Source organism: Streptomyces sp. NPDC055815 (genome assembly GCF_053616475.1).
Genome location: NZ_JBSHDU010000086.1, coordinates 1 through 21,388 on the forward strand (window position 1 = coordinate 1; position 21,388 = coordinate 21,388).

Consider the following 21,388-nt stretch of genomic DNA (forward strand, 5'->3'; position numbering starts at 1 on the left):
GCGTCCATCGCCTCGCCGTGACCCGACGACAGCAGACGCTCCATGTGGTTGTTGGCGAGCTGACCGTCATCGGCCAGGTCGTCCGCGAACTCCCGGAGCGCGTCCGCCATCTCGCGGTAGGCGTCCTCGTCGACGTTGGGCCAGTTGACCCCCACCAGGTCGAGCAGCGTGTCCGCCCAGTCCGGCACCGTGACAGCCATGACCCCAAATCCCCCGTCAGATGACGATCAGCCAGTCGAACAGTCCTATAACGGTGCCTGGGCGACGGGTAATCCGCTATAGCAACCTGTCTGGATGCGTGGCGAGAAGCCATCGGTCTAGTGAAAGTCGCAGTACATGCACCTACGCGTCCAAGGAGCCCCGAAGAAAGCAGTTAACGTCGTCGCGAATGCGACCGAGTTCAGGAGGCACAGGACGGGCGCTTCAGAGCTCGGCCAGCTCCTGCTCGGGCTCGTTGGCAGGGCCAGCCGTCAACAGACTGCGCGTTGCACGCCGAGGACCGTGCAAGACCACCGTCGCCGCGGGGCGGCCCAGGAAACATGCCGTGCCCCACACCGAGGCATGGAGCACATGGGAAGTACACCGGCTTGGGCATCGAACATCCCCTCGCACGCATGGTGGCGCGCTACCCCCACCATGCGAGTCTCCTTCAGCCGTATGTCCGCTGGTCCGCGATGCCCAGGGCCGGCACAGGGCCACGCACACACCCAGCACTCTCGGCCGCACGGCGTGGGCGCGTACCCGCGTGTATGCCACCGTCGCCCTTCTGCAGCACCTCACCGGTCTCGGCCTCACGCTTGGCGGGGGCGACTCAGCACCACGTCGACCAGTGGCTCGCCACGGGCCCAGTACCCCCTACGAGCTGAGGGAATTCCTCGTCTGGGCCGGACACAGCCGCGACCTCGATGTCCCGACCCGCGGCAAGTCCGAGCCCGATGGAATCGACGAGGACGCTCACACTGGGACTTGCTCCAGCAGTGCCTGCACGATGAGGCGGCGGGGTCCCGGGTGCTGATGTTCGGCCAGCACAGTCACATCGTCGCCTTGACCACTGGGCACCTGGGCGAAGCCGACGCCAACCTCACCTAGCGTCTCGACGACACCCCGATCCGCCTCCCCGGTCCACTCGCCGTCCTCCTCAAGCGCCTGACCGACGAAGGACCCCGGTACGGCTGGAACGCCAGCCCAAGGCACCTGGCTCTCCCCCGGTAGGCGGGCCGGCGCCACCGTTCCACCGGCCCTCTCGCACGCGCTCACCACAGGCGGAATCCCCCTCCGGGCCTCCCGCACCACCGCCCTGATCCAGGTCGCGCAGGACATGCCGCCCGCCTCCTCGCGCCGCTCCTCGGCATGCAGGTCACTACCGCGCAGCAGTGGCGCCGACGATGCGGCACCGACTGGACCGCCTATCTCCAAGCACGCCGACGAGTCCTCGACCGTGACCGGGCCTCGAACTGTGTGGTCAGGTTCATCACCGAAGCGATGGCGCCTGTGCGCTACGCCCGGCAGCCCGGGGTGTTCTCCCGGCGCCGCGACGACCTCAACGAAGTCCTCGTCCATGTCGGGCTGCGCGTCAACGAGGCGGGCAAACTGGCCCGCGGCACGGCCGCCAGCACCCTCGACGAGGCCGCGCAGCACGCCAACTCCCTGCGCGCGGAACTCCGCCGGCGTGGGACGCGCCCCCAGGTCCTGGCGTACTGCACCCAGGAGATCCTGGCGATGAACGCCTTCCACGCCAGTCTGGAAGCGGCCAAGTCCGTATTCGACCGCCTGCGGCAGCTCACCGGCGAGCAGCTCGACGGGGCCCGGCTGGTCGACGCCGTCCTGATGCCCGGCGCCGCCGGAACGCCGCGGGTCGCCATCAACACCGGCGTCACGACGACGGAACGCGATGAGCAGAAGGGCTTCGCCTCGCTGATCAAGGGGCTGGGCAGCATGTACCGCAACCCAGCGGCGCATGATCCCCGGCTCAACCGCCCGGTCGGCGACGAGGAGCTGCTGGAGCTGCTGACCACTTTGTCGATGGTCCACCGCCGCCTCGACGCTGCCCGTACGCAGCCCTGATCCTCGCGGCAGCTTCGTCGACCGGGCGGAGTCGCTCGATGCTTCCTGGGGCTGTGGCGCCATGTCTAAGGCACAGCCCGTCCCGTCGGTGCTGTCGGCTGCCTCGCCCTGCCGCTGGCCACTACGCGGACAGGCCCTCTCCGCGCTAACCCGGCTGTCAGGAAGCGGGGGTTGGCAGGACGGTGCTGAGGAAGGGCTGCACCTCGGCCATGGTCCTCCACTCTCCGTGGAAGATCTGGCCGCTTCCGGTGTGGGCGAAGGGGCGCACGCTGGCGACCGTGTTGCCGAGGGCTTGGAGGGACACGGCGACTTCGGGTGCGTTGGCGAGGGCTTGGCCAGCGCCATAGGCGGTGAGCTGGAAGGGCAGCTGGGGCCGGTGGGCCGGGCCTCGTGCCGGGAATCGGTACGAGGCGGCCAGGGTGCCGTCGGGTTTGACCATCCCGATGCCCACGGCGGCGATCTGGGGGCCTTGGTCGTTGCGGCTGGCCACGTTCACGGCGAAGTAGAACGGGGCGGTGGGGTCCGGGCTCGGCAGCAGGGCGCCGTCGGCGAGGGGCGCGGCGAGGGCGCCTTCGTGGGCCCATCGTGCGGCCAGGAGGTCGACGGTGATGTCGAGGGGGCTCTTGGGTGCGGGAGGGAGGAGGTTCTTGCGGTTGAGGAGGTTGATCATCCGGTCGTAGGCGGGGAGGAAGCTGTCCCGGGCCTGGCATACCTGCCGGTGGAGGGCGTTGCGTGCGCCAGTGGTGCCAGGGTGGTCGATCTCCAGGACGTCCTGTCCTTCGTCGGAGATGTCAGTCATCCCGTTGAGCTCGTAGGTCAGGGCTCCGAGGGCTGCGACGAGCTCTTGGTGAGCGGCGTGGAGCTCGGGGTCGACGTAGTCGGGGCGGTCGGTCTCCAGGGGGCGGTGGGCGTCACACAGGGGGTCGCTGACGATCAGCGGGACCTTGAGCATCGTCTGGGCGTCCTGAAGCCAGCGCAGCCAGTAGCCGTCGAGCGGGAGACGGCCCAGCAGCCTTGCGGCCTTGTCCACGTCCCCCGGGTGCGGGTCGGCTTCGGCCTGGGTGGCGGGCAGTGCGGGGCGGACCGCCGGCTTCGGTCCGGTCGCGTCACGTTCAGCCGCGGCTTCGTTTCGCAGGGCGCGCCACCAGGGCAGGCCACGCACGGCCACACCCGACTTGTTCCGCGCGCGGGCCTCGAGCAGCTGGACCAGCAGAGCGAACGAGGCGTCCGCCTCGGGGACGTTCGTGCCCTTGAACCAGTTGCTGAGCTTGCCTCTCTTCAGGTTCAGGCCCTGCTTCGTCGCCTGGCTCTCGATCAGGGTGAGCGTCAGGCCCGAGGCGGCCTTCAGCTTCCGCAGCTCTTCGGCCAGCCGGTCACGCGCCGACGTCTCCCCCATGGGTCTCCCTGTTCAGTCTGAAGCCTCGCTGAACACTATCTTCGCCTGCTCTAGCCTGACCCGACAGCCGGTTCAGGGGTTCAGGGCCGTCGCTGAACACCCCTGCGCCTTGGCTTCCTTGCCCTCGTCAGCACGACCACGAACGAGGGAGCAGTAGATGACGGACAGCACGAAGCAGGCACCGGAGCAGCACCCGCAGGCGGCCGGACGCCGGATCGTCCGGGTGGCGAAGAAGCTAGGCCAGTGGGTCGTCCAGGGCGCCGCCGCCGGCGTCGTGCGGGAGGTGATGCGGTACGCCCTGGACCTGTGGGTCCCGATGTGACCCGCCCCGATGTGACCCGCCCCGGGGTGTCCCCGTGCCGGCAGGGGCCGCGTGGCCGGGGAGGAGGTGAGCCGGTTCGCCCTCGTGGGGGGGGTGAGCCGCCACCGGCTACTGCCGCCTGTTCCGGTACTCCCTGCCCTCGCGCCTGAGCTTGCGGCGCACTCTCTCCCCCATCTTCTCCTCGTGGCCCGCCTTCAGCGCGGCCTGCTTCCAGGTGAGGCCCGTCTGCGCGTAGCAGTGGGCGACATTGCGCTGGTCGGGCGGGAGCTTGGAAAGTACGACGTCGGCCTTCTCCGCCAGTCCCGTGTCGTCGTGGACCACGTGCGCGCCCCTGATGCGGTCGGCGTCGTCCAAGGGGACGACCCGCTGGCGGCGGACGGTGTGCTCCCACAGCTCGGTGTCCGCACAGGTCGCGTCATGTACAGCGGCACGCAGCCGGGCTCGCAGTTGGTCGTCGGTGTGAACCTGCTCGTCCCACCCCTCCTCCAGCAGTCCCTGGGCGATGCGCTCGCGCCGGCGGTCCAGGGCGATACAGCGGGCGAAGCGGTCGACAAGGACGTCGTGGGGGCCGCGGTGGATGCTGGCGTGCCGAGCCTGAAGGGCCGCGGTGAACAGCGAGCGGGGCGCGTAGCCGTGCCACCCCCACACAACGGGTCCGCCTCGAGGCGTCTTCAGCCGGTCGTACAGCTTGAACAGGGCGGTGCGGTCGTCCATGTGGGCGGGCTTGAGTTCGAGGACGAGGGTGTCAGGGCGCTGTGGGAAGCCCGGGCCCGCTGGGCCGGGCCGTCTCGTCCGATCAGCAGGATGACGGGGCCGATCATGCCCTTCTCGATGCGGCCGGGTGCCCTCATGTCCACGGACTGCGGGGGCCGGTGCTCGATGAGGTGGGGGGCGAGGCTGTCCAGGGCGCGGGCGGTGCGCCAGGTCCAGAGGGCCCAGGTCTTCGCGCGCCAGGCGGGCACGGGTCCGCTGGGGGTACGGCAGTGGTCGTGCAGGAGCCGGCCGAAGGGGTCGCGTCCGCAGCCGAGGCCGTCCGTGCTCCCCCACGGGCAGACGGGATAGGTGCGCGGCGGGCGGCGGCGGGCGAAGAGGCTCGGCGACGTCGCTGAGGGCGTGCAGCAGGTCGCCTCCGCCGTCGGCGGGGAGCATGAGGTCACCGAGGACCGGGCCCAGGCCGTAGGGGAAGAGCTTCGTCGCCAGGACGTACTTCACCCTGAAGCCGGCCATCCCCACGCAGGCGGGGAGCAGGTGAAGAAGGGCATCGACGCCGTTGGCAAGTCGGGGCCACCCCCGCAGGCGCAGGGAGCAGAGCTCCACCGAGTACGGGTACATCGAGCTCACGGGGCCGTCCCCGCGAGCGCAGGGAGCAGAATCCGTGACCTGCAGTTCTATCCCGTGAACAACACCATCTGAGCCACTTTCACCGGTGGCTTTATCCATGAGTACGCCACTTTGGGAGGCACCCGAGATTCGAACAGCCCGTGACCTGCGACTGGTCAGTACGGGGACGTTCAGTCCCACCAGTCGTTGCCGGTGTGCCAGCACTGCACCCATTCCTTGAAGCCCCATGCCTGGTCGCCGGGGGCCGGGATGGCGCCGACGTCGGCGATCATCCACACCTCACCGCGGCGGGGGCCGGCAGTCAGTAGGAGCCACAACGACAGTCCGTCCTCGGAACCGAGAACGATGGACCCCTTGTTGAATGCGGCGTCGATCCGCGGGTCGTCAGGGTCGACACTCTCGTCGTCCTCCCAAGACCAGGCTGCTTCCAGGGGGAACGGTTCTCCTGGCTGTCGCGGGCCACGGTCGGGCCATCCGTCAGGCAGCCAGCCGAGCGGCTGGAGACCGCCGTCGCCGGCGGGGCCGAGGCTGGACCCGTTGCTGATCTCCGCGATGAACGTCCTGTACGGCTCCGGAAGGACCACACCGTTCTCCTGTTCCCAGTCCGATACGGCTTCATGTCCAAGCGCCGGCTCGCGCCATTGCGGTGGAAACGCAGAACGCAGGAAGTCGAGAGTGGCTTCGGCGGGACGCTGATCACGTGTGTCTGTCACAGCAGCATGCTGGCAGAAGGGGCTGACGCCCCATCGCGGCTGCCTCATTCCGGAGCTGGACTGCCCAGGCGCCATGAACATCGAACAGAGCTGGAAGCAGGTGCCTCCCGAAGTGGTGAACATCTGCTGTCCCGGCCCGGCGGCATCGCACGGGGGCGGGTGCAGGCCCTGAGATACCGGGCCGCTTCCCCGGCCTGGATGGCAGGGCGACCGGGAGGTGTTCTGGAAGTCCGTCCAGGCGCATTGAGGGCCGTACGTACGTGGCGGGCGCGGTGTGTGAGGTGCGGCGGGTGGTGCTGTGCAGCGGGGCGGCCGGGCTGCCGGTGCTACGGATGCGCGGTTGCCGCCGGCAGGTTGTGCCATGCATGTCCGCAGGCGCCTTTGCAATACGTTTCGCGGCGGCGCGTGTCAGCAACGGCGAATGCGGAAACGAGGACGCGGAACGCCTTGACGTGTTCGACGGAGGGGAGACTCGCGAATCCGTAGCGGGGCGGGTCCATGCCGATCCTTACGAGGGGTTAGCCGTGGGCTTCACACCGGACCGCGCCACCCCCGCACGGCCGTCCGCGGCTGTCACGTGCGCCTGCATCGCGGCGTTCGTGAGCGCCATCGACCATCGGTTCACGATGCTCGAGCCGCCCTCATTGGCAGGCCGCAACCACTATCTGACCTACAGCACACGGATGCTCAGCGAGGCTTTGGGCCTGGCGTGGCACACCGGGCGCCTCGACCTGGTCGTCGGCATCCTCGCCGCCCTCGCCACGCACAGGCCGCCCCCGGCGGGCGCCCCCGTTCCGGCGAACGAGGCACTGCAGGCTCTCGACGCGCAGGTGGCGGGGCTCGCCCGAAAGGCCACGGGCGCCACGGTGGCGGGCGACCTCGACGCCCTGACCGCCCATGATGACCGCGCCCGCATCCTCCTGGAGAACCGGGACGAGGTGATGCACGCACTGGCCAGTGCCTCGGGAACTCGGCACCGGACGACGGTCGAGGAGCTGTCCCTCAGCGTGCCCGCGGCGGTCCGGCCCGGCGAGCTCCTCTTGATCTACACACTCTCCTCCACGGACCAGGTCGGGGTCATATCGGTCGCCGACGGCGCGATTGAGTACCGGACGGTCGGCCGCGGCGCGGCCGAGGCCGAGGAGCTGGCAGCCGCCGCGCACGAGGAGTGCGCCCGCCGAACCGAGCCGCACCATCTCCACCGTCTCGGCGAGGCCCTGCTGACGCCGGTCCATGATCTCCTGTCGGGCGCCGGCCGGATCCTGGTCATGGCCCAAGGGGCACTCGCCGACTTCCCCTTCCACGCCGCGCCGTTCCGGGGCCGCCCGCTCGTGGCGAGCGCGGAGGTGAGGGCACTGCCGTCCCTCGCACCGCTTCGCGCACCCGGTGCCACCGCACCCGACCCCGGTTCGGGAGAACCGTCGTACCGGGCCGTCGTCGCCGCGGTCGGACAGCCGCGCTACGAGCTCGTGCCCGCGCTCCCTGCCCTTCGGAGCGAAGTCGAGGCCGTGAGCGAGGCGTTCGCGTCGACGAGGGAACTCTACGAGGACGAGGCGACCGCCGGTGCGCTGAGTGCTGCCCTGAGTACGTGCGATGTGCTGCACGTTGCCGGGCATGCAACGTTCGACGCCGCGCGCCCGAACCTCGCGCACATCCTCTTGGCAGACCGGCCGCTGTTCGCGTTCGAGGTCGCCTGCGCCGCGCGCGTCCCGCGCTTGGTGAACCTGAGCGGTTGCCGCGCCGGCGCCGAGCGGCGGGGTGTCGGCGGCGAGGGCGAGGGGCTGGCGTCCGCGTTCCTCGCCGCGGGCGCCGAGATGGTGGTCGCCCCCCTGTGGCCCGTGCGCGACGATGCCGCGCTGGCCTTCAACTCTGCGCTGTACGCAGCCCTTGCACGGCCGAACGCCCAGTGGGGGGCGGCCGTACACAGTGCCCGGCTCGCCGTGCTCGCACGGCCCGAGTTCGCTCATCCGGGGTTGTGGGGCGCATTCACTGTGGCAGGAAGGCTGTGACGAGAACTGTGGGAACGCACGTACCGGATGGGGATGGGCATGGGGATGGGCATGGAGATCGCAGGTGCGAGCACGTGACGGAGGACGGGCGCGCAGAACACCGGAACGCCGAAGAGCAGCGTGAAAGAGAGCGCTCGGAGTACCCGGAAGAGAGCCAGATTCCGATCGGCGATGCCCCGCCGCCCGACCGCGACTCCGCGATGCCGTCGGGCCTGCCCGGACACCCGCTCACCTCCTTGCTGTTCAGCTGTGTGGTACATGGTGAGGACAATGCTGTCGAGTACTACGACCCGCAGGACCCGCCGGTGTGCAGCCACGGTGACCTGATGGTTCGCAAAGCCCGGTGAACACGCTCCTGGAGACGGGTCTCGGTGCCGCCGAACGGCTGTTGGGCTCCCGGTTCGTGCTCGCGGTGCTGCTGCCGGTGCTACTCGCGGCGGGCGCCACCACGGCTGTAATTCTCGCGGCGACGGGCCACACCCCGCCGGACGCGCTGCGCGCATGGCAGACCTACGGTGCGGCCGCCCAGCTCCTCGCAGCCCTGGCCGCCGTACTCGCACTGGTGGGCGCGGCCTACGTACTCGCCTTGTTCCATCTGCCGCTGCTGCGCACCCTTGAGGGCTACTGGCCGGAGGGCGGCGGCATCGGCGCCCTGACGGATCGCCGCTGCGCGCTTCAGCGCCGCCGCGCGACGAGGGCCTGGCGCAGGGTGGATGCACTGCACGCAGCGCAACAGCCGACGCGAGCGTCGGCGCTCGCTTCACGGCTCCTGGCCGCCTACCCGCCCAGATCCCGCCTGGCCTACGGATGCCTGCCCACCGCGCTGGGCAACCGGATGCGCGCCGCTGAGTACTACGCCCTGGAGCGCTACGGCATCGACTCCGTGATCATCTGGCCTCGTTTGTACCCGCTGCTCCCACCCGAGTCAGCGGCCAGGGTCTCGGCCGCCCGTACCGGCCTCGACGGCCCGGTCAGCGTGCTCGCGCTCGCATCGCTCTTCGGCACCGTCTGGCCGCTGGTGCTCTTCGCGGGTGGGGATCACCCGGCGCTCGCGACCCTGACCATGCTCGGCCTGCCGGTCGCTTGGATCGCCTACCGCGCGGCGCTGCAGGCCGCGTCCTCGTACGGCACGCAGATCTGTGTTGCCTTCGACCTGCACCGGCACCTGTTGCTGCGCCACCTGGAGATCCCTGTGCCGGCCGATCCTGCCGCGGAGCGGCTGCTGTGGGACGACCTTGCCCAGTTCTACCATCGCAACGTCCCCTTGCCCGCACAGCTGTCACCTCCGCCGGCACCGGCAGCACCACCGGCCCGCATCCAGCAGCCCTCAGCGGACACGGCTCCCGCCACTCCAGGCCCATCCGGCCCGACGGCGAGCCTTTGACGAGACACGTAAGCAGTGGCTTACAAGCAGGGCGGCTTACGACCGCGAGACGTGGAACCGGTTCTGCGACAGGCTCGCGCACCGAGGCGATGAACCAGATGACGGCCCTGCCCGCTCCCCAACCCGTACCTGGCCAGGGACTGTGAGGGGCCGTACGGAAGGTTGCGGGCATCACGCCGCGCGAGGGCGGGATGCGCGAGGCGCTCCAGTAGCTGGTCGCAAGGGGCTGCTGATGCCCGTGCTCACCGTCGGCCGCAGACCATGGTCGCGCCCGATGGGGTGGCCGGACGAGCTCCCGCCGCGGTGCTCGCGCGATGCGGAGCTCGAAGCAGGTCAAAGCCGACCCGACCATGGCGGACCTACGCGATTGAGGACTGGGCCAACCCAGCGGGCGGGCCGGTGGGGTGGTGACGCGGAACCGCCTCGCGTTCACCGCGAGGCGGGGAGGTAGAGCGGTCCCGGCCCCGGGGCCGCCGCGTCTGGACAGCGGACGGACACCAGAGCAGCCGGCGCGGGCGCCAGGACCACCAGGGGGCGGCACGGTGCGGAACACGTGCGGAACCACCCCGGGGCAGTGTGTATTTCCCACCACCGTCAACGATCCGCCCCGCACCACCAGTCACGGGGCGGGGGACGGACAGCCGAAGAGTCCGGACCTGCGCCAACAACCGGAACTGTCCCTGCCGCTATAGGTTGCTCGACTGGTTCCCACGGCCGTCCTCGCCGGCTGGACGCCGCCCAGGCTGCCGCCGCGGGCTGCGGCCACGACGATGCAGGCCAGGCGCCGAAGTACCCACAGACCGATTCCCACGCTGCGAAGTCGTGCGGCAGGCACCGCCAGGCGATCCCCGTGCGGTCGACGCAGAGGATCGCGTTCCGCGTCCGCACGGGCAGGCCAGAATGCCGACGCCGCTGCCACCGCGAGGTCGGGCTCATGGGCAGGTCTGCCCCTGCGGGTCCGGCTCCACCGGCTTCCTCTCGGTCCCCACGGGCCCCCTGCGGCCGAGGGGGTCTGCGAATGCGGCGGTATACGGCTGGGCTGCGGTCAAGACCTCCTTGCCGAGATCGGTGAGCCGCATCCGATGCCCGTGCTGGCCGCGGATCAGGAGCTGTTCCCGCAGGTCTCGTTCCAGGTGCTGCAGTTGCACAGTCACCGTGGACGGGGACATGCCCACGGCGCGGCAATACGCCGCGAGAGTGGGGTAGTCCGCCACCTGCAGGAAAAGCAGAAGCCGGCGGCGGCCGTCGATTGTGCGCACGGCAGGTTGCAGGAGGACAAGGAATAGGTCGACGCCGGGAGCGTCAGCGGGGCGGGGCCGGGGCGGCTTTGTCGGTGTCAGGACGTGCAGGGTGCGGTCCGTCGGGAAGACGACGGCGAGACCGGCCAGAGCGAGGCGAACCGCAGGACATTCGGCCGACCAGCGGGCCAGCAGGTCTGGAACGCGAGCCTGGACCGCGCTGCGAGCCCGGGCCTCGCTGTCGGGATCAGCATGCTCCGAAGTGGCAGGCCAGGTCTCGGTGAGGTGGCGCTCGGCGACGGTGGCAGCGCTGAACAGCAGGCCGACAGCTTGGAACCGGTGCTGAGCGGGAATCCGCTCATCGACGGCGAGGGCCACGAGAAGAGCGAGGCCGTCGGCAGTGGCGGGCTGGCAGGTGTCCTGGTGCAGGATCTCGTTGTAGAAGTCGCCGAGGAAGCTCCCATCGTCCCAGCAGGGGTCGACCTCGGAGCCGAACAGCATCACCGCCTGAGGCGGCCCGGGGCTCGGCAGGCGGTCGGAGATGACGTCCCGGAAGAGCTGCCGGATCGGCGGACCGGAGGCGATCGCGTAGCTCCGGGTCGGTTCGGGTTCGGCGCTCGTATTCATGGCCGGCGCAGCCTACTGAAGGATCTCGGGCCGATCGCCCGACCCCTGAGCGGGAACCGAAAGACCGTCGATGACCTGTCAGGGACCCAGCGACGTCACAACTCGTGAGCATCATCCAGCTGCGGTTCCGGATGACTCCCCACCGCGTCAACAACTGCTGCCACTACCCGGGCTCTGGCTCAACTTCTGTGACGCCGGCCTCTTGATCGCGAGGTCGGCTCACCGGACGCGAGAAAGCAGCAGGCCAGCGGGATCACCCCCATGTGGGTACGAACAGGGGACACGGCGGCACCACATATGTTGTGCCAGCGCCGCTACCGGCGCTGGCACAACTTCTGTGAGGCAACCATTCTGATGACTGCTGAGCTTCTTCGCAGCTCTCCGGGATGGTCCGCCCACGCCCTCACGGTGCGCAGGCATCAGCTATCGACAGGCTGTTCTCGTAGAGATGGTGCCGGGTGATCCGGCCGTCCTCGACGGTGAGGCGCACCGCGAACGGGCCCTCGAAAGCCTTCCCCGTTGTGCGTACGGTCCCCGAGACGTGCCCCATCAGGACGGCGTCGGTGCCGCTGACGAGGATCGTGTCGACGGACGCTCGCGCGTCCTCGGGCACGGTGTACTCCATCAACTCCGTGAACTGGGCAGCGCATTCCGCGGCGGTGGAACGCGGGCGGATCCACGGGACGGTGGGGTTCTCGGCGAGGAGCCAGTCGACCTCTTCGGCGAAGAGCGCGATGAGCCGCTCCGTATCTCCTGCCAGCCGGGCGGCAAGGAAGTCCTGTACGACGGCCCGGGTGGCCTCATCCGTAGAACGCGTGGTGGTGGCACTGGAATTGACGGACATGGCGCTCCTCGTGGCTGCAGCGGGGTCCTGCCGATGTGCCTGATCCTGCCGGTGGAAGGCGGAGCGGTCGATTACCTCGATGGTAATGAGCAGCCACTGGAGACAGGACGCACCCCTCGAACGACGCTCACACCCGGTTCTACCACCACAAAAGTTGGGCCGGAGCCCGTTCTCGCGAACAGAGCCATCCCCACGCAGGCGGGGGAGCAGGCCACACCGTTGGTGAGGATGGTCAGGGTGCCGGGACCATCCCTGCGGGCACGGGTAGCAGACCTTGCCGGGCTCGCCGCCCTCCTCCAGGAAGGGAACATCCCTGTAGGGGCAGGGAGCAGACTCCGTGAGCTGCAGTTCTGTCCCACGCACAACGCCATCCGAACCACTCTCACCGAACCGGCAAACCAGCCACCCCTCCCCCAGCGCCGGATCAACCCCAGCGGCACGGAGTGCAGGTAGGTCAAACGATCCATTCACTCGTACACTCGGCGCCATCCTCGCGAGCCCACGCCCCAAGGGAACATCCCTACTGATCCGGTGGTCGTTGGCGCACCGCCCTGCCCCACCCCACCATGTGGGGCACACTGCGTTCCTGACCGAGCCACGGTCGACCCCTGGCTTCGGCACCTCCGGTGCGCGCCCGGCCACTGGGCGACGGACGATGAGAACAGAGCCCGCCCGGGAAGCCACCGCACGTTGCACCGGGCGGGCACTGTCCACTCGGCGAAAACGGGGAGCAGGAGCCGAGCAATTTCTTGGCAGGGAGGCTCTCGGGCGGACCGGCGGCGTTGCCTACCGATGATGAGAATCCGTGAAAACCGGCCAGTGCTGCTTTTCGTTCCCCAGTCGGTTGCTGTGGGCAACGAGGGCCTGGGTGCCCCGATCGTGCAGGTGCGGGCCGAGCTCTCAACCGGATCGACACCGTCCTGTGAGAAGTTCCCCTCAGCAGGTGCCTCACGCGCGGTCGGCCGCCAGGCGCCGGGCGTGCGCACGGATGCGGTCGCGGTCCTCGGGGAACACGCTCTGCCACTTCTCTTCCAGGCGAAACCATGCCGCCGGCTGCCCTTGCTCCCCACCGAGCGGCACCTCACGGCTGACGATCGCGGCGTAGGAGAGACCCAGCGTCGGAGACCTGTCGGCCCGGTAGGAACGCACGGTCACGGCCGCCGGCTCGGTCAACAGCTCGGCCCCCAGGCCGGTCTCCTCCAGCAACTCTCGTACCGCCGCCGCACGCGGCGTCTCGCCCGGCTCCACCGCGCCGCCCGGCGGCACCCATCCACGCACTCTGTGCCGGACCAGCAGAACATGCTCGAAGGTGGGGTCAGTGACCCAAACCTCGGCCGACAGCGGCTCCATCGGATGCCTGCGGGCTTCATCCAGCCAGGCCCGGGCGTCGTCGAACTCCAGCGCGGCAAGGCGGGCATCCGAAACAGCCTCGTCGATGATCCCCTGATCCACATCACCATGAGTCACCCGCCCCACCCTAGGCCGACAGTCCAGCCGGACGGCGGAGACGAAGAGACACGGTGTGATCAGCGATCGAAGCGATCGCACTGCTGGTGGTGACGGGGTACTAGGGCGCGCCTGACACGCCCGTACGCCCCAGTGGTTCACGTCCTGGGTGGCACCAAGAAAGACGGGGCAGGACGGCCTCTGGGACGCCCCCACCGCCGGAGCCCTCGTCGACCGCGACGGCGGCGAGGGCGGCGCCCTGATCACCCACCCCCCGTCGTTGTCGGAGTCGTAGAGCTGGGTGGGTCACTTCCTCTACCGAGTCCGCAACGGCGGCCCCCTACCTGGCGCGCCTCGAATACGTCGGGTGACCCGCCCCTCGGAACGGTGGCGGAGGCGTCCGCTCGTAACGATCACGGGCAAAGTCTGAACAGTGGGCAAGCGCCATCAGGTGATCGCCTGCTTCGGTCCGGGCAACTGCCGCGGGGTCGACTGGACGCTCCATCAGGGCGCTGTGAACGCGGAGCTCACCCTTTGTCCTCGAGCACCCGTTCGCCACGCTCGTCGCCCGTCAGACGCCCGCAAGAGGGCAGGGATCATTCCTCGATTCCTTCTGTGAGGACGAGGTCGCGGCGGGCGTACCAGGCCAATGAGTCGGCGATGCCCTGTTCGACGGTCAGGGCCGGCTTCCAGCCAAGGAGTTCGCCTGCGAGGGTGATGTCGGGGTAGGCGCCGGCGTTGTCGCCGGGGCGGCGGTCGGCCACCTCGGTGGGCAGCGACTTGCCAGTGACGTTCTCGAACGCCTTGACCAGCTCGCGGACGGTGGTGCCGGTGCCCGAGCCGAGGTTGATGACACGGTACGGGACGCCTTCGGGGCCGTTGGAGGTGATCGCGTCGAAGCGATGGACGGCGGCGATGTGTGCTTCTGCGAGGTCTTCGACGTGGACGTAGTCGCGGATGCCGGTGCCGTCGCGGGTCTCCCAGTCCGTTCCGGTGATCGGGTACGGCTCACCCGCGTGGTACTTGTCGATCATGACGCCCAGGGCGTGCGTGGGTCGGCGGACCTGGAGACCGCTACGGCCCTTGCGGTCCGCACCGATCGGGTTGAAGTAGCGCAGGGCGACGGCCCGCAGCGGCGTTCCGGCGGTGATGTCCTCCAGGGCCTGCTCGAAGTGCGCCTTCGTCCGCGCGTACGGGCTCATCGGGTCCAGCGGGGCCTGCTCGGTGATGCCCAGGCCCGGCGCGTGGATCGCGGCGGAGGAGGAGAACAGGAACCGCTCGCAGCCGTTGCGCAGCAGGTGCCCGATCAGTGCGAGGCCGGCCGCAACGTTCTCGCTGTAGTAGTACAGCGGTTCGGAGACCGACTCGGGAACGACGATCTTCGCGGCGCAGCCGATGGTGGCGACGATGTCGGGGTGATCGGCGAAGACACGATCGATCAGGGTCCCGTCGTCGATCCTGCCGCGGTACCAGGTCCGGCCCTTTACGTACTCGGGCCGGCCGGTCGACAGGTCGTCCACGATCACGACCTCGATGCCCTGGTCCAGGCATCGCGACGCGATGGTGGAGCCGATGAATCCGGCGCCACCCGTGATCAAGACCTTCATGGAAGTCTCCCTAGTTCAGCATGGTCCAGGTACCGCCGTCCGGTGACACCGGGGCTGTCAGGCGGTCGAGCGTAGCAGCGTATTAGGGTGGTTCATTATGGTTTGGGAGTCCTCCAACTCCCCTGCATCGATGCCCATGTAGAGGCACCAGAGCGACGACGGAGGGAACTACTCACGGACAGAACCCAGGCCTACAACGGCACCGGTGGCGGCGAGAATCAACGGCGTTTCGACCAACATCGCTGCCCTCTCGCCCTGTTGCCGGATGCAGGTCGATGCATCGTCCATCCTCCGCCACGCTTCGAATCTCGGGGTTCCGAAGCAGACCGAAGCACATGTGTTCGATATTTCGCCGATACCGTTGAGCCTCATGGCCACGTCGGAGAACCCTCAGGGGCCCACGTTGGCCTCCGGCGACAACCACGAACAGGAATGGTCCTGTACCTCGTCCCGGCAGGACTGCTGTGGGCCCCACCCGTCCACGGCCTGACCATCACGTCCGCGACTCCATCACCCGCGAAGGACAGCCCTCATGTCTCCTGACCTCCACACAGCGACGAGCGATCGGCGCGCCGCCGTGATCGACCTGCTCCAGGCCGACAGCGTCCTGGCCGACCCGGTGCTGCGAAACGCCCTGCTCCGCGTGCCGCCGCGAGAAGCTCCTCCCCCACGCCCATGTCCGGGTCAGGGGCCGGGCGCGGATCCGATCGACTGGCGGCTCCTCGACGACCGTGAGGAGTGACTCGACCTGATCCACAGCGACGCGTCGATCCTGTTCCAGCGCAACGGCTAACCTCTCGACGCGCTCGCCCACGGTCCGGTGACCGGCGGCCCCATGACCTCCATGTCTGCATATTCCCTGCTGATTTGACGTGTTCAAGCGCTTCAGAAGGGGCTCACGTTGACTGAGTGGTATGTGGTGTGGACTCGGTGTACATCAAGCCGAATGGGACGGTGGCGAGGGATCTCCTGGATTTCATGCGTTCTGCGAAGTTCCGGAATCTGGAGCGGGAAGCGAAGCGGAATTACGGCACGGAAGCCGACCTCTGCTGAGTTTCTAGTCCTCGCGTGGTCTGTCTTGGTGGCAGGCGGCGCCACAGGGCCTAGCGGACTGCCTCCACTTGTTGACGGAGACCGTCATGTACGTCCGCGGGCCCCCGTTCTGACGGACTGTGGACGGATTCCGGGGGAAGTTCGGCACGGCCACGCCGCTCGTGCACAATGTGGCGCATGCCCGACCACCTCGAACTCGAACTCGCCGGTGCCGCGATCCGCGTGGAACTCGCCGACGTGGGAGAACCGGCCCCCGTACTCGCGCCCGCCACCTCCAACGAAGACGCCGCCGACCTGCCGGAAGGCTTCGGCGCCGTCATCCCGGTCGCCCGCGGCCGACGGGCCGCCGTGCTCGCCCAGGACGTGCTCCAGTCCGCCCTGCGGCCTCTCGGCCCGCTGCTCGAAGAGGTCCACACCGCGGTCACCGCCACCGCGCACCCGCCCCAGGAGCTGACGGTCGAGTTCGGCATCCAGATCGGCCAGGACCTCAAGCTCGGGATCGTCGGCGCCAACGGCCAGGCGACCATGACCGTCAGCGCGACTGGCAGAGCCAGGGCACCGGCGACGCCTCCCCGGCGTAGCCGATGGGCTGGTTCAGCCGGCCGGCAGCGCCGGTCTCCCACACCGCGCTGCTGCGCGAGGGCGACAGAAAGGCGGCTGGCGCCGCCGCACTCCTCTCGCCGAACCATCTGCTGACCTGCGCACACGTCGTCAACGACGCCACGGGGCGGGACCTGCTCTGCGCCGAACGTCCCACCGACGAGCAGTATTTCAGGATTGCTTTCCACGGCTCCGGCAGGGCCTCTCTGTACGGCCGGGCCCGGCTGTCGGTCTGGGTGGCGCCCGAGCCACGGTCGGGCGACGTCGTGTGGGACGGCGATCTGGCGGTGCTCGAGCTGCAGGAGAGGGCCCCCGAGTGGGCCACCCCCGTGGTCTGGCGGGACATGACCGAGGGGCTGGAACTCCGCGCCTGGCACGGTGGCGGTGTCGGCATCACCTACGCCGACACCGTGGCCGGCTTCCGGGACGGCCCCGGCTGTTACCTCGACGGCTCCCTGACCGGCGCCGCCATCGGCCCTGGCTACAGCGGCGGCCCCCTGCGGGTGAAGTCCGACCGCACCGTAGCTGGACTCGTCATCGCCCAGGTGAGGCCCGGCCAGGACCCCTTGCGGGCGCAGGAGACCGTCCGGCGCAGCTGGGCCGTGCCCTGGCAGACGGTACGGGAGCGCCTGACCCTCGCGGGCGCCCACGACATCCTCGCCGGATGCGAGGTCGTCGCACCGGATCACCTCGCCTGGACGGGACCAGCCGAGGACTCCGTACGCCAGATGGTCCCGCTGCTGCGGGCCCTCCTGGACGACACGGCGCGCCGCGCCGACCACTGCAGGCACCTCGCCGCCGGCCTCGGCCTGGAGGCGCCCTCCGGCGGCGAGCAGCCGGCGCCCACCCTGGATGAGCTGGCCACGCTGCTGCTCACCGAGGAACGGGCAATGGCCACCCTGACGGAGTCGCTGACTCCCGTGGTCGGCGTCCACGGCGGCGACCGCACAACGCTGAACGTTCTGCTGGCACTCGGCCGCGTCGAGCCCGCCGTCAGGCTGCTCTCCGTCACCGAACACGAGCAGCTCCACACCGCGCTGCTGAAGGTCGCCACGGACGATCCGGAGCTGATCCCGGCCGCGGCACAGGAGGCCCTGCGGCTCCTGGAGCTCCCGGAAGCGCTGACACGCTCTCCCCGCCTGGCGGTAAAGGATGTCGACGCTGTCGTACGGACGCTGGAGGAGTACCCGGACGGGCGCGGCGGCACGACCGGCTCCCTGCCCGTCCCCGCGCTGCTCCGCCTCGCGGAGTTCGTGGCCGCCGCCGTCTCGGACCCGGACCGACGGTGGTGGCTGCGAGCCTGGTGCGACCGTGTCGCCAGACGCCTGGGCATCAGCGTCGCCGCGCTCGCGGAGCGTCGCGCGGACGCCGAGGCCTGGGCCGCCCGCGTCCCCGCGCCCGTCACACAGGTCATCGTGCGGCTTCACCGGGCGGGAGCCGCTGATCCGGACCGCTTCCTGTGCGAGCTCTGGCTCGGCCACAAGGACGGCAGGCGCACGGCGTTGGCCACCCCGGAAGGCCCGATGGAGCCAGGGGAGATCGGGCGGCTGATACGTCAGACGGCGGACGGTAGCGAGGCGGCGAGCGGCCACCCGCCGACGCGCGTCGACGTGGTGGTGAAGGCCGACGGACTGGACATCCCCGTCGACGAGTGGGACGCGGGCAGCGTACTGGGGGACCTCTTTCCCGAATTCGCCGAAATGAGCACGCCACTGGGCGGCCGCTACCAGGTCACGCTGCGCTGCCCCGAGTTGACCGGCAGCGTCCCCACTGCGGCGAGCGAGGTGCGCAGACGCTGGGCCGTCGGGGGCGATGGGACACTCGTCGTCGACGAGTCGTCCCACGACATCATGAACCTGCACAAACTCCTGGACAAGCCCCACCGCGACACCGCGCGGGTCGTCCTCCACGGGCCGCCGGAGCGACGGCAGCAACTCCTCCACGTGTGCCTGGCCATGGGCGTGCCGGTCGTGCTGTGGGACCGAGACGCAGGGTCGCACGAGGATGCGCCTCGGATGGACGCCCTCGACCCCACCGGCCCCCTCGACAAGCTCCCGCGACGACTTCAAGAGTTCCGAATGTCGCAATACGCCTCGACCTCAGGCGGGGCAGCGCGACCGGCCCTCATCTGGGAGGAAGGCGAACTGGCGCTGCCCGGACCGCTGCCGTTGGCCGACCCGTCATGACGCACCACACCCACCGAACCCCCGCACCATGGAGAAGGACGGACACCCGATGACGGCCCACGAACCCCACGGGCAGCAGGACACGGCCGACTACGGGCAGCACGCCGACTGGCGGCTGTTCAAGGGCGACGGCCACGCCAAGAGCATCACCTTCCCCGAGGCCCCGCCCTGGCGGCGGTTCGGCGGCGACGCGGACGGGGAGACGGACACCTTCCACCGCAACCGGCCCTACCTGATCGGCCCTCAGGAGACGGACGTCGTCAACGCCGCACTGCTGCTCCGCCGACCGCTACTGGTCACCGGACACCCCGGAACGGGCAAGTCGTCCCTGGCCTACGCCGTGGCCCACGAGCTGTCCCTCGGCCCCGTCCTGCACTGGCCGGTCAACAGCCGCACCACGCTCCAGGACGCGCTGTACCGCTACGACGCCATCGGTAGGCTCCGGGAGACCAACATGAGCCGTGAACCCCACGGAGGTGACGGCTCCACGCCGCTGGATCCGGGCATCGGCTCGTACTTGCGGCTCGGCCCGCTCGGCACCGCCCTGGTGGCATCGGAGTCGCCGCGCGTGCTCCTCGTCGACGAACTCGACAAGGGCGACGTCGACCTGCCGAACGACCTCCTGAACGTCTTCGAGGAGGGCGAGTTCGAGATCCCCGAGCTCGCCCGGCTTCCTGAGGAACAGTCCTCGGTACGCGTGATGACCGCCGACTCCGGCAAGTGGACCGATGTCGTCCGCGGCCGCGTCCGCTGCTCCGAGTTCCCCGTCGTCATCATCACCAGCAACGGCGAACGGGACTTCCCGCCGGCCTTCCTGCGCCGGTGCGTCCGCCTCGACCTCCCGGAACCGGACGAAAACCGACTGCGCGCCATCATCTCCGCCCACCTCGACCCGAAGGACGGCTCCGAACCACACGGCACGCCCGAGATCGACGACCTGATGCGTGCCTTCCTCGCCCGCAGGGCGCGCGGTGAGCTCGCGACGGACCAGCTCCTCAACGCCGTGTTCCTCCGGCGTGGCGGCGTCGAACTCGACGCGGACGGACTGCTGGACGCCGTCCTGCACCGGCTCGCGCGCACCCTGTGACCGGGCCCATGCTGCACCGAGTGCGCGACGCCCTGTCGGGCGACGGCGAGCTCCTCGACGCCGAGGAGCTCCGCGACACGCTGTGGCTCGCGGCCCGGTTGCCCCCAGCGGCGGCCACGGCGCTGGCACGGCTCTCCCGGGCCGCGGAACCCTCCGCCGAGGCAGCGACCCCGGCCCCGGCCGAGTCCGCCGCCGCGCCGCCCTTCGAGGACGGGGAACACCGGGACTCACCCGCGAACGACCACCGGAACGGGACGGCCGCCGGCGCCACGGCGGCCGGCGGCGGAGCGCGTACTCCGCAGGAGGACGGGCTGCACGCAGCCCCCGTGCCGCCGAGTCAGGCCGCCTCTTCTGACCGGTCCGCGATGGCCGTACGCGCCCCGGGAATGAAGGCGCTCGACGGTACGGAGCTCCGGCTCGGGCGCGCCCTGCGCCCCCTGCGACAGCTCCGTCCTGACGCGCTGCGCACCGAACTCGACGTCGACGCGACGGTCTCCGCCATGGCCGAGACCGGCCTCCCCGACGCCGTGCTCCGCCCCGCACGGACCCGCTGGCTCGACCTGGCGGTCCTTGTCGACGACGGCGTCTCGATGCTCCTGTGGCAGCGGCTCGCGGGCGAAGTCCGTGCCCTGATGGAGCGGTGCGGTGCCTTCCGGGACGTACGCCTCCACGGCCTCGACAGCCGCACGCCCGGGGGTCCCCGGCTGACCGGGCGGCCGTATGGCGGGCGTGACCGGGCGCGTCCGATGTCCACGGTCCTCGACCCCTCCGGCAACACCCTGCTCCTCATCGTGAGCGACGGCATCGGACGGGCCTGGCGGGACGGGACGATGCACCGGGAGCTCTACCGCGCCGCAGCGACGGGACCCGTGGCCGTCCTCCACGCGCTCCCGCCGCGGCTCTGGGCGGGCTCGGGCATCGACGCGCGGCCCTGGCGCGTGACGACCCGCCGTAGGGGAGCAGCCAACCGGTCCTGGTACGTCGAGGACCCCGTCCTGCCGCCGGAACTGGCCCCCTATGACGGCGTCCCTGTCCCGGTGCTCTCCGCGGAGGGAAGCGGCATCGGCACGTGGGCCCAGCTCATCGGCTCCCCCGGGGAGACCGTGGTGCTCCCGCTCCTGAGCGGTCCGGACACGCCTGTCCCCGCCATCGGCGCACTGGCGTCCACCCGGCCTATTGTGTCCGTCGCAGCGGAGGAGGCCGTGCTGCGGTTCAAGTCCTCGGCGTCCTCTGAGGCGTACCGCCTCGCGGCACACCTGGCGGCCGTGGCACCGCTCCCCGTCCCGGCGATGCGGCTCGTCCAGCACGCCCTGCAGCCATCCGTCGACACGGCCCACCTGGCGGAGGTCTTCCTCGGTGGCCTCATGCACGGCGTCGGGGGGGCCGCCGCCCGCCCCCCCCCCCACACCAACGACATCACAGAGGACAGCCCCGCCGGTGTGCTGGGGACGGGGGCGGCGGCCGCACAGGG

The 21,388-nt window shown here is 70.0% G+C and carries 21 protein-coding genes; 11 read left to right on the forward strand and 10 right to left on the reverse strand.

The window, feature by feature from the left end; genetic code table 11:
* Positions 1 to 200: hypothetical protein (locus ACWGN5_RS35280; protein WP_453522495.1), on the reverse strand; the 200-nt coding region annotated here is incomplete at its 3' end.
* A gap of 1,150 nt (positions 201 to 1,350) precedes the next feature.
* Between ACWGN5_RS35280 and ACWGN5_RS35285 the strand changes: the two genes are divergently transcribed.
* Positions 1,351 to 2,064 (forward strand): TIGR02391 family protein, encoded by a 714-nt coding sequence (locus ACWGN5_RS35285; RefSeq protein ID WP_453522496.1) that lies wholly within the window; start codon positions 1,351 to 1,353, stop codon positions 2,062 to 2,064.
* 157 nt (positions 2,065 to 2,221) lie between these two features.
* Here the strand turns inward: ACWGN5_RS35285 and ACWGN5_RS35290 are convergent, their stop codons facing one another.
* On the reverse strand, positions 2,222 to 3,460 hold the full coding sequence (locus ACWGN5_RS35290) for a hypothetical protein (RefSeq protein ID WP_453522497.1): 1,239 nt from the start codon (positions 3,458 to 3,460) through the stop codon (positions 2,222 to 2,224).
* 157 nt (positions 3,461 to 3,617) lie between these two features.
* Between ACWGN5_RS35290 and ACWGN5_RS35295 the strand changes: the two genes are divergently transcribed.
* Positions 3,618 to 3,782 (forward strand): hypothetical protein, encoded by a 165-nt coding sequence (locus ACWGN5_RS35295; RefSeq protein ID WP_453522498.1) that lies wholly within the window; start codon positions 3,618 to 3,620, stop codon positions 3,780 to 3,782.
* Between the two features lie 108 nt (positions 3,783 to 3,890).
* On the opposite strand, the gene ACWGN5_RS35300 is transcribed toward ACWGN5_RS35295, so the two are convergent.
* From ACWGN5_RS35300 to ACWGN5_RS35315, 4 genes are all read right to left on the reverse strand, one after another.
* A complete protein-coding gene (locus ACWGN5_RS35300) occupies positions 3,891 to 4,496 on the reverse strand; it encodes a hypothetical protein (RefSeq protein WP_453522499.1) in 606 nt (201 codons plus the stop codon).
* Positions 4,454 to 4,939 (reverse strand): hypothetical protein, encoded by a 486-nt coding sequence (locus tag ACWGN5_RS35305; protein ID WP_453522500.1) that lies wholly within the window; start codon positions 4,937 to 4,939, stop codon positions 4,454 to 4,456. Before ACWGN5_RS35305 ends, ACWGN5_RS35300 begins: the two co-directional genes overlap by 43 nt.
* Positions 4,940 to 5,293: 354 nt before the next feature.
* Positions 5,294 to 5,836 carry an SMI1/KNR4 family protein gene (locus ACWGN5_RS35310; RefSeq protein WP_453522501.1) on the reverse strand — a complete coding sequence of 181 codons (543 nt, stop codon included), beginning with the start codon at positions 5,834 to 5,836 and terminating at the stop codon, positions 5,294 to 5,296.
* 326 nt (positions 5,837 to 6,162) lie between these two features.
* A complete protein-coding gene (locus tag ACWGN5_RS35315; protein ID WP_453522502.1) occupies positions 6,163 to 6,336 on the reverse strand; it encodes a DUF5958 family protein in 174 nt (57 codons plus the stop codon).
* 441 nt (positions 6,337 to 6,777) lie between these two features.
* On the opposite strand from ACWGN5_RS35315, the gene ACWGN5_RS35320 reads away from it, so the two are divergent.
* The 3 genes from ACWGN5_RS35320 to ACWGN5_RS35330 all read left to right on the forward strand — a co-directional run bounded on the left by ACWGN5_RS35320 (position 6,778) and on the right by ACWGN5_RS35330 (position 9,229).
* Positions 6,778 to 7,845: a CHAT domain-containing protein gene (locus ACWGN5_RS35320; RefSeq protein ID WP_453522525.1), complete on the forward strand. Its 1,068-nt coding sequence runs from the start codon at positions 6,778 to 6,780 to the stop codon at positions 7,843 to 7,845.
* 74 nt (positions 7,846 to 7,919) lie between these two features.
* On the forward strand, positions 7,920 to 8,192 hold the full coding sequence (locus ACWGN5_RS35325) for a hypothetical protein (protein WP_453522503.1): 273 nt from the start codon (positions 7,920 to 7,922) through the stop codon (positions 8,190 to 8,192).
* On the forward strand, positions 8,189 to 9,229 hold the full coding sequence (locus ACWGN5_RS35330) for a hypothetical protein (RefSeq protein WP_453522504.1): 1,041 nt from the start codon (positions 8,189 to 8,191) through the stop codon (positions 9,227 to 9,229). The genes ACWGN5_RS35325 and ACWGN5_RS35330 overlap by 4 nt, the downstream gene beginning before the upstream one ends.
* 932 nt (positions 9,230 to 10,161) lie before the next feature.
* Here ACWGN5_RS35330 and ACWGN5_RS35335 read toward each other — a convergent pair.
* From ACWGN5_RS35335 to ACWGN5_RS35345, 3 genes are all read right to left on the reverse strand, one after another.
* The gene (locus tag ACWGN5_RS35335) at positions 10,162 to 11,094 is read right to left on the reverse strand and encodes a helix-turn-helix domain-containing protein (protein ID WP_453522505.1); all 933 of its coding nucleotides are present in this window, start codon (positions 11,092 to 11,094) and stop codon (positions 10,162 to 10,164) included.
* 403 nt (positions 11,095 to 11,497) lie between these two features.
* The gene (locus tag ACWGN5_RS35340) at positions 11,498 to 11,938 is read right to left on the reverse strand and encodes a nuclear transport factor 2 family protein (protein WP_453522506.1); all 441 of its coding nucleotides are present in this window, start codon (positions 11,936 to 11,938) and stop codon (positions 11,498 to 11,500) included.
* Positions 11,939 to 12,886: 948 nt separating this feature from the next.
* Positions 12,887 to 13,405 carry an NUDIX hydrolase gene (locus ACWGN5_RS35345; protein ID WP_453522507.1) on the reverse strand — a complete coding sequence of 173 codons (519 nt, stop codon included), beginning with the start codon at positions 13,403 to 13,405 and terminating at the stop codon, positions 12,887 to 12,889.
* A 148-nt stretch (positions 13,406 to 13,553) separates the two neighbouring features.
* On the opposite strand from ACWGN5_RS35345, the gene ACWGN5_RS35350 reads away from it, so the two are divergent.
* Positions 13,554 to 13,679, forward strand: a complete 126-nt coding sequence (locus ACWGN5_RS35350; protein ID WP_453522508.1) for a hypothetical protein — start codon at positions 13,554 to 13,556, stop codon at positions 13,677 to 13,679.
* A 301-nt stretch (positions 13,680 to 13,980) separates the two neighbouring features.
* Here ACWGN5_RS35350 and galE read toward each other — a convergent pair whose 3' ends face one another.
* Positions 13,981 to 14,991, reverse strand: a complete 1,011-nt coding sequence (galE, locus tag ACWGN5_RS35355; RefSeq protein WP_453522509.1) for a UDP-glucose 4-epimerase GalE — start codon at positions 14,989 to 14,991, stop codon at positions 13,981 to 13,983.
* Positions 14,992 to 15,523: 532 nt separating this feature from the next.
* Here galE and ACWGN5_RS35360 point away from each other — a divergent pair.
* From ACWGN5_RS35360 to ACWGN5_RS35380, 5 genes are all read left to right on the forward strand, one after another.
* A complete protein-coding gene (locus ACWGN5_RS35360) occupies positions 15,524 to 15,733 on the forward strand; it encodes a hypothetical protein (protein WP_453522510.1) in 210 nt (69 codons plus the stop codon).
* A 488-nt stretch (positions 15,734 to 16,221) separates the two neighbouring features.
* Positions 16,222 to 16,740 carry a CU044_2847 family protein gene (locus ACWGN5_RS35365; RefSeq protein ID WP_453522511.1) on the forward strand — a complete coding sequence of 173 codons (519 nt, stop codon included), beginning with the start codon at positions 16,222 to 16,224 and terminating at the stop codon, positions 16,738 to 16,740.
* The gene (locus ACWGN5_RS35370; RefSeq protein ID WP_453522512.1) at positions 16,629 to 18,830 is read left to right on the forward strand and encodes a VMAP-C domain-containing protein; all 2,202 of its coding nucleotides are present in this window, start codon (positions 16,629 to 16,631) and stop codon (positions 18,828 to 18,830) included. Before ACWGN5_RS35365 ends, ACWGN5_RS35370 begins: the two co-directional genes overlap by 112 nt.
* A gap of 49 nt (positions 18,831 to 18,879) precedes the next feature.
* The gene (locus ACWGN5_RS35375) at positions 18,880 to 19,917 is read left to right on the forward strand and encodes an AAA family ATPase (protein WP_453522513.1); all 1,038 of its coding nucleotides are present in this window, start codon (positions 18,880 to 18,882) and stop codon (positions 19,915 to 19,917) included.
* 20 nt (positions 19,918 to 19,937) lie between these two features.
* Positions 19,938 to 21,388: SAV_2336 N-terminal domain-related protein (locus ACWGN5_RS35380; protein WP_453522514.1), on the forward strand; the 1,451-nt coding region annotated here is incomplete at its 3' end.

Bases quoted from the DNA above. Each gene is read 5' to 3' on its own strand.
- ACWGN5_RS35285 (WP_453522496.1), top strand. From the start codon at position 1,351: ATGCAGGTCACTACCGCGCAGCAGTGGCGCCGACGATGCGGCACCGAC.
- ACWGN5_RS35290 (WP_453522497.1), bottom strand. From the start codon at position 3,460: ATGGGGGAGACGTCGGCGCGTGACCGGCTGGCCGAAGAGCTGCGGAAG.
- ACWGN5_RS35295 (WP_453522498.1), top strand. From the start codon at position 3,618: ATGACGGACAGCACGAAGCAGGCACCGGAGCAGCACCCGCAGGCGGCC.
- ACWGN5_RS35300 (WP_453522499.1), bottom strand. From the start codon at position 4,496: ATGGACGACCGCACCGCCCTGTTCAAGCTGTACGACCGGCTGAAGACG.
- ACWGN5_RS35315 (WP_453522502.1), bottom strand. From the start codon at position 6,336: ATGGACCCGCCCCGCTACGGATTCGCGAGTCTCCCCTCCGTCGAACAC.
- ACWGN5_RS35320 (WP_453522525.1), top strand. From the start codon at position 6,778: ATGCACGCACTGGCCAGTGCCTCGGGAACTCGGCACCGGACGACGGTC.
- ACWGN5_RS35335 (WP_453522505.1), bottom strand. From the start codon at position 11,094: ATGAATACGAGCGCCGAACCCGAACCGACCCGGAGCTACGCGATCGCC.
- ACWGN5_RS35340 (WP_453522506.1), bottom strand. From the start codon at position 11,938: ATGTCCGTCAATTCCAGTGCCACCACCACGCGTTCTACGGATGAGGCC.
- galE (WP_453522509.1), bottom strand. From the start codon at position 14,991: ATGAAGGTCTTGATCACGGGTGGCGCCGGATTCATCGGCTCCACCATC.
- ACWGN5_RS35360 (WP_453522510.1), top strand. From the start codon at position 15,524: ATGTCTCCTGACCTCCACACAGCGACGAGCGATCGGCGCGCCGCCGTG.
- ACWGN5_RS35365 (WP_453522511.1), top strand. From the start codon at position 16,222: ATGCCCGACCACCTCGAACTCGAACTCGCCGGTGCCGCGATCCGCGTG.
- ACWGN5_RS35370 (WP_453522512.1), top strand. From the start codon at position 16,629: ATGGGCTGGTTCAGCCGGCCGGCAGCGCCGGTCTCCCACACCGCGCTG.
- ACWGN5_RS35375 (WP_453522513.1), top strand. From the start codon at position 18,880: ATGACGGCCCACGAACCCCACGGGCAGCAGGACACGGCCGACTACGGG.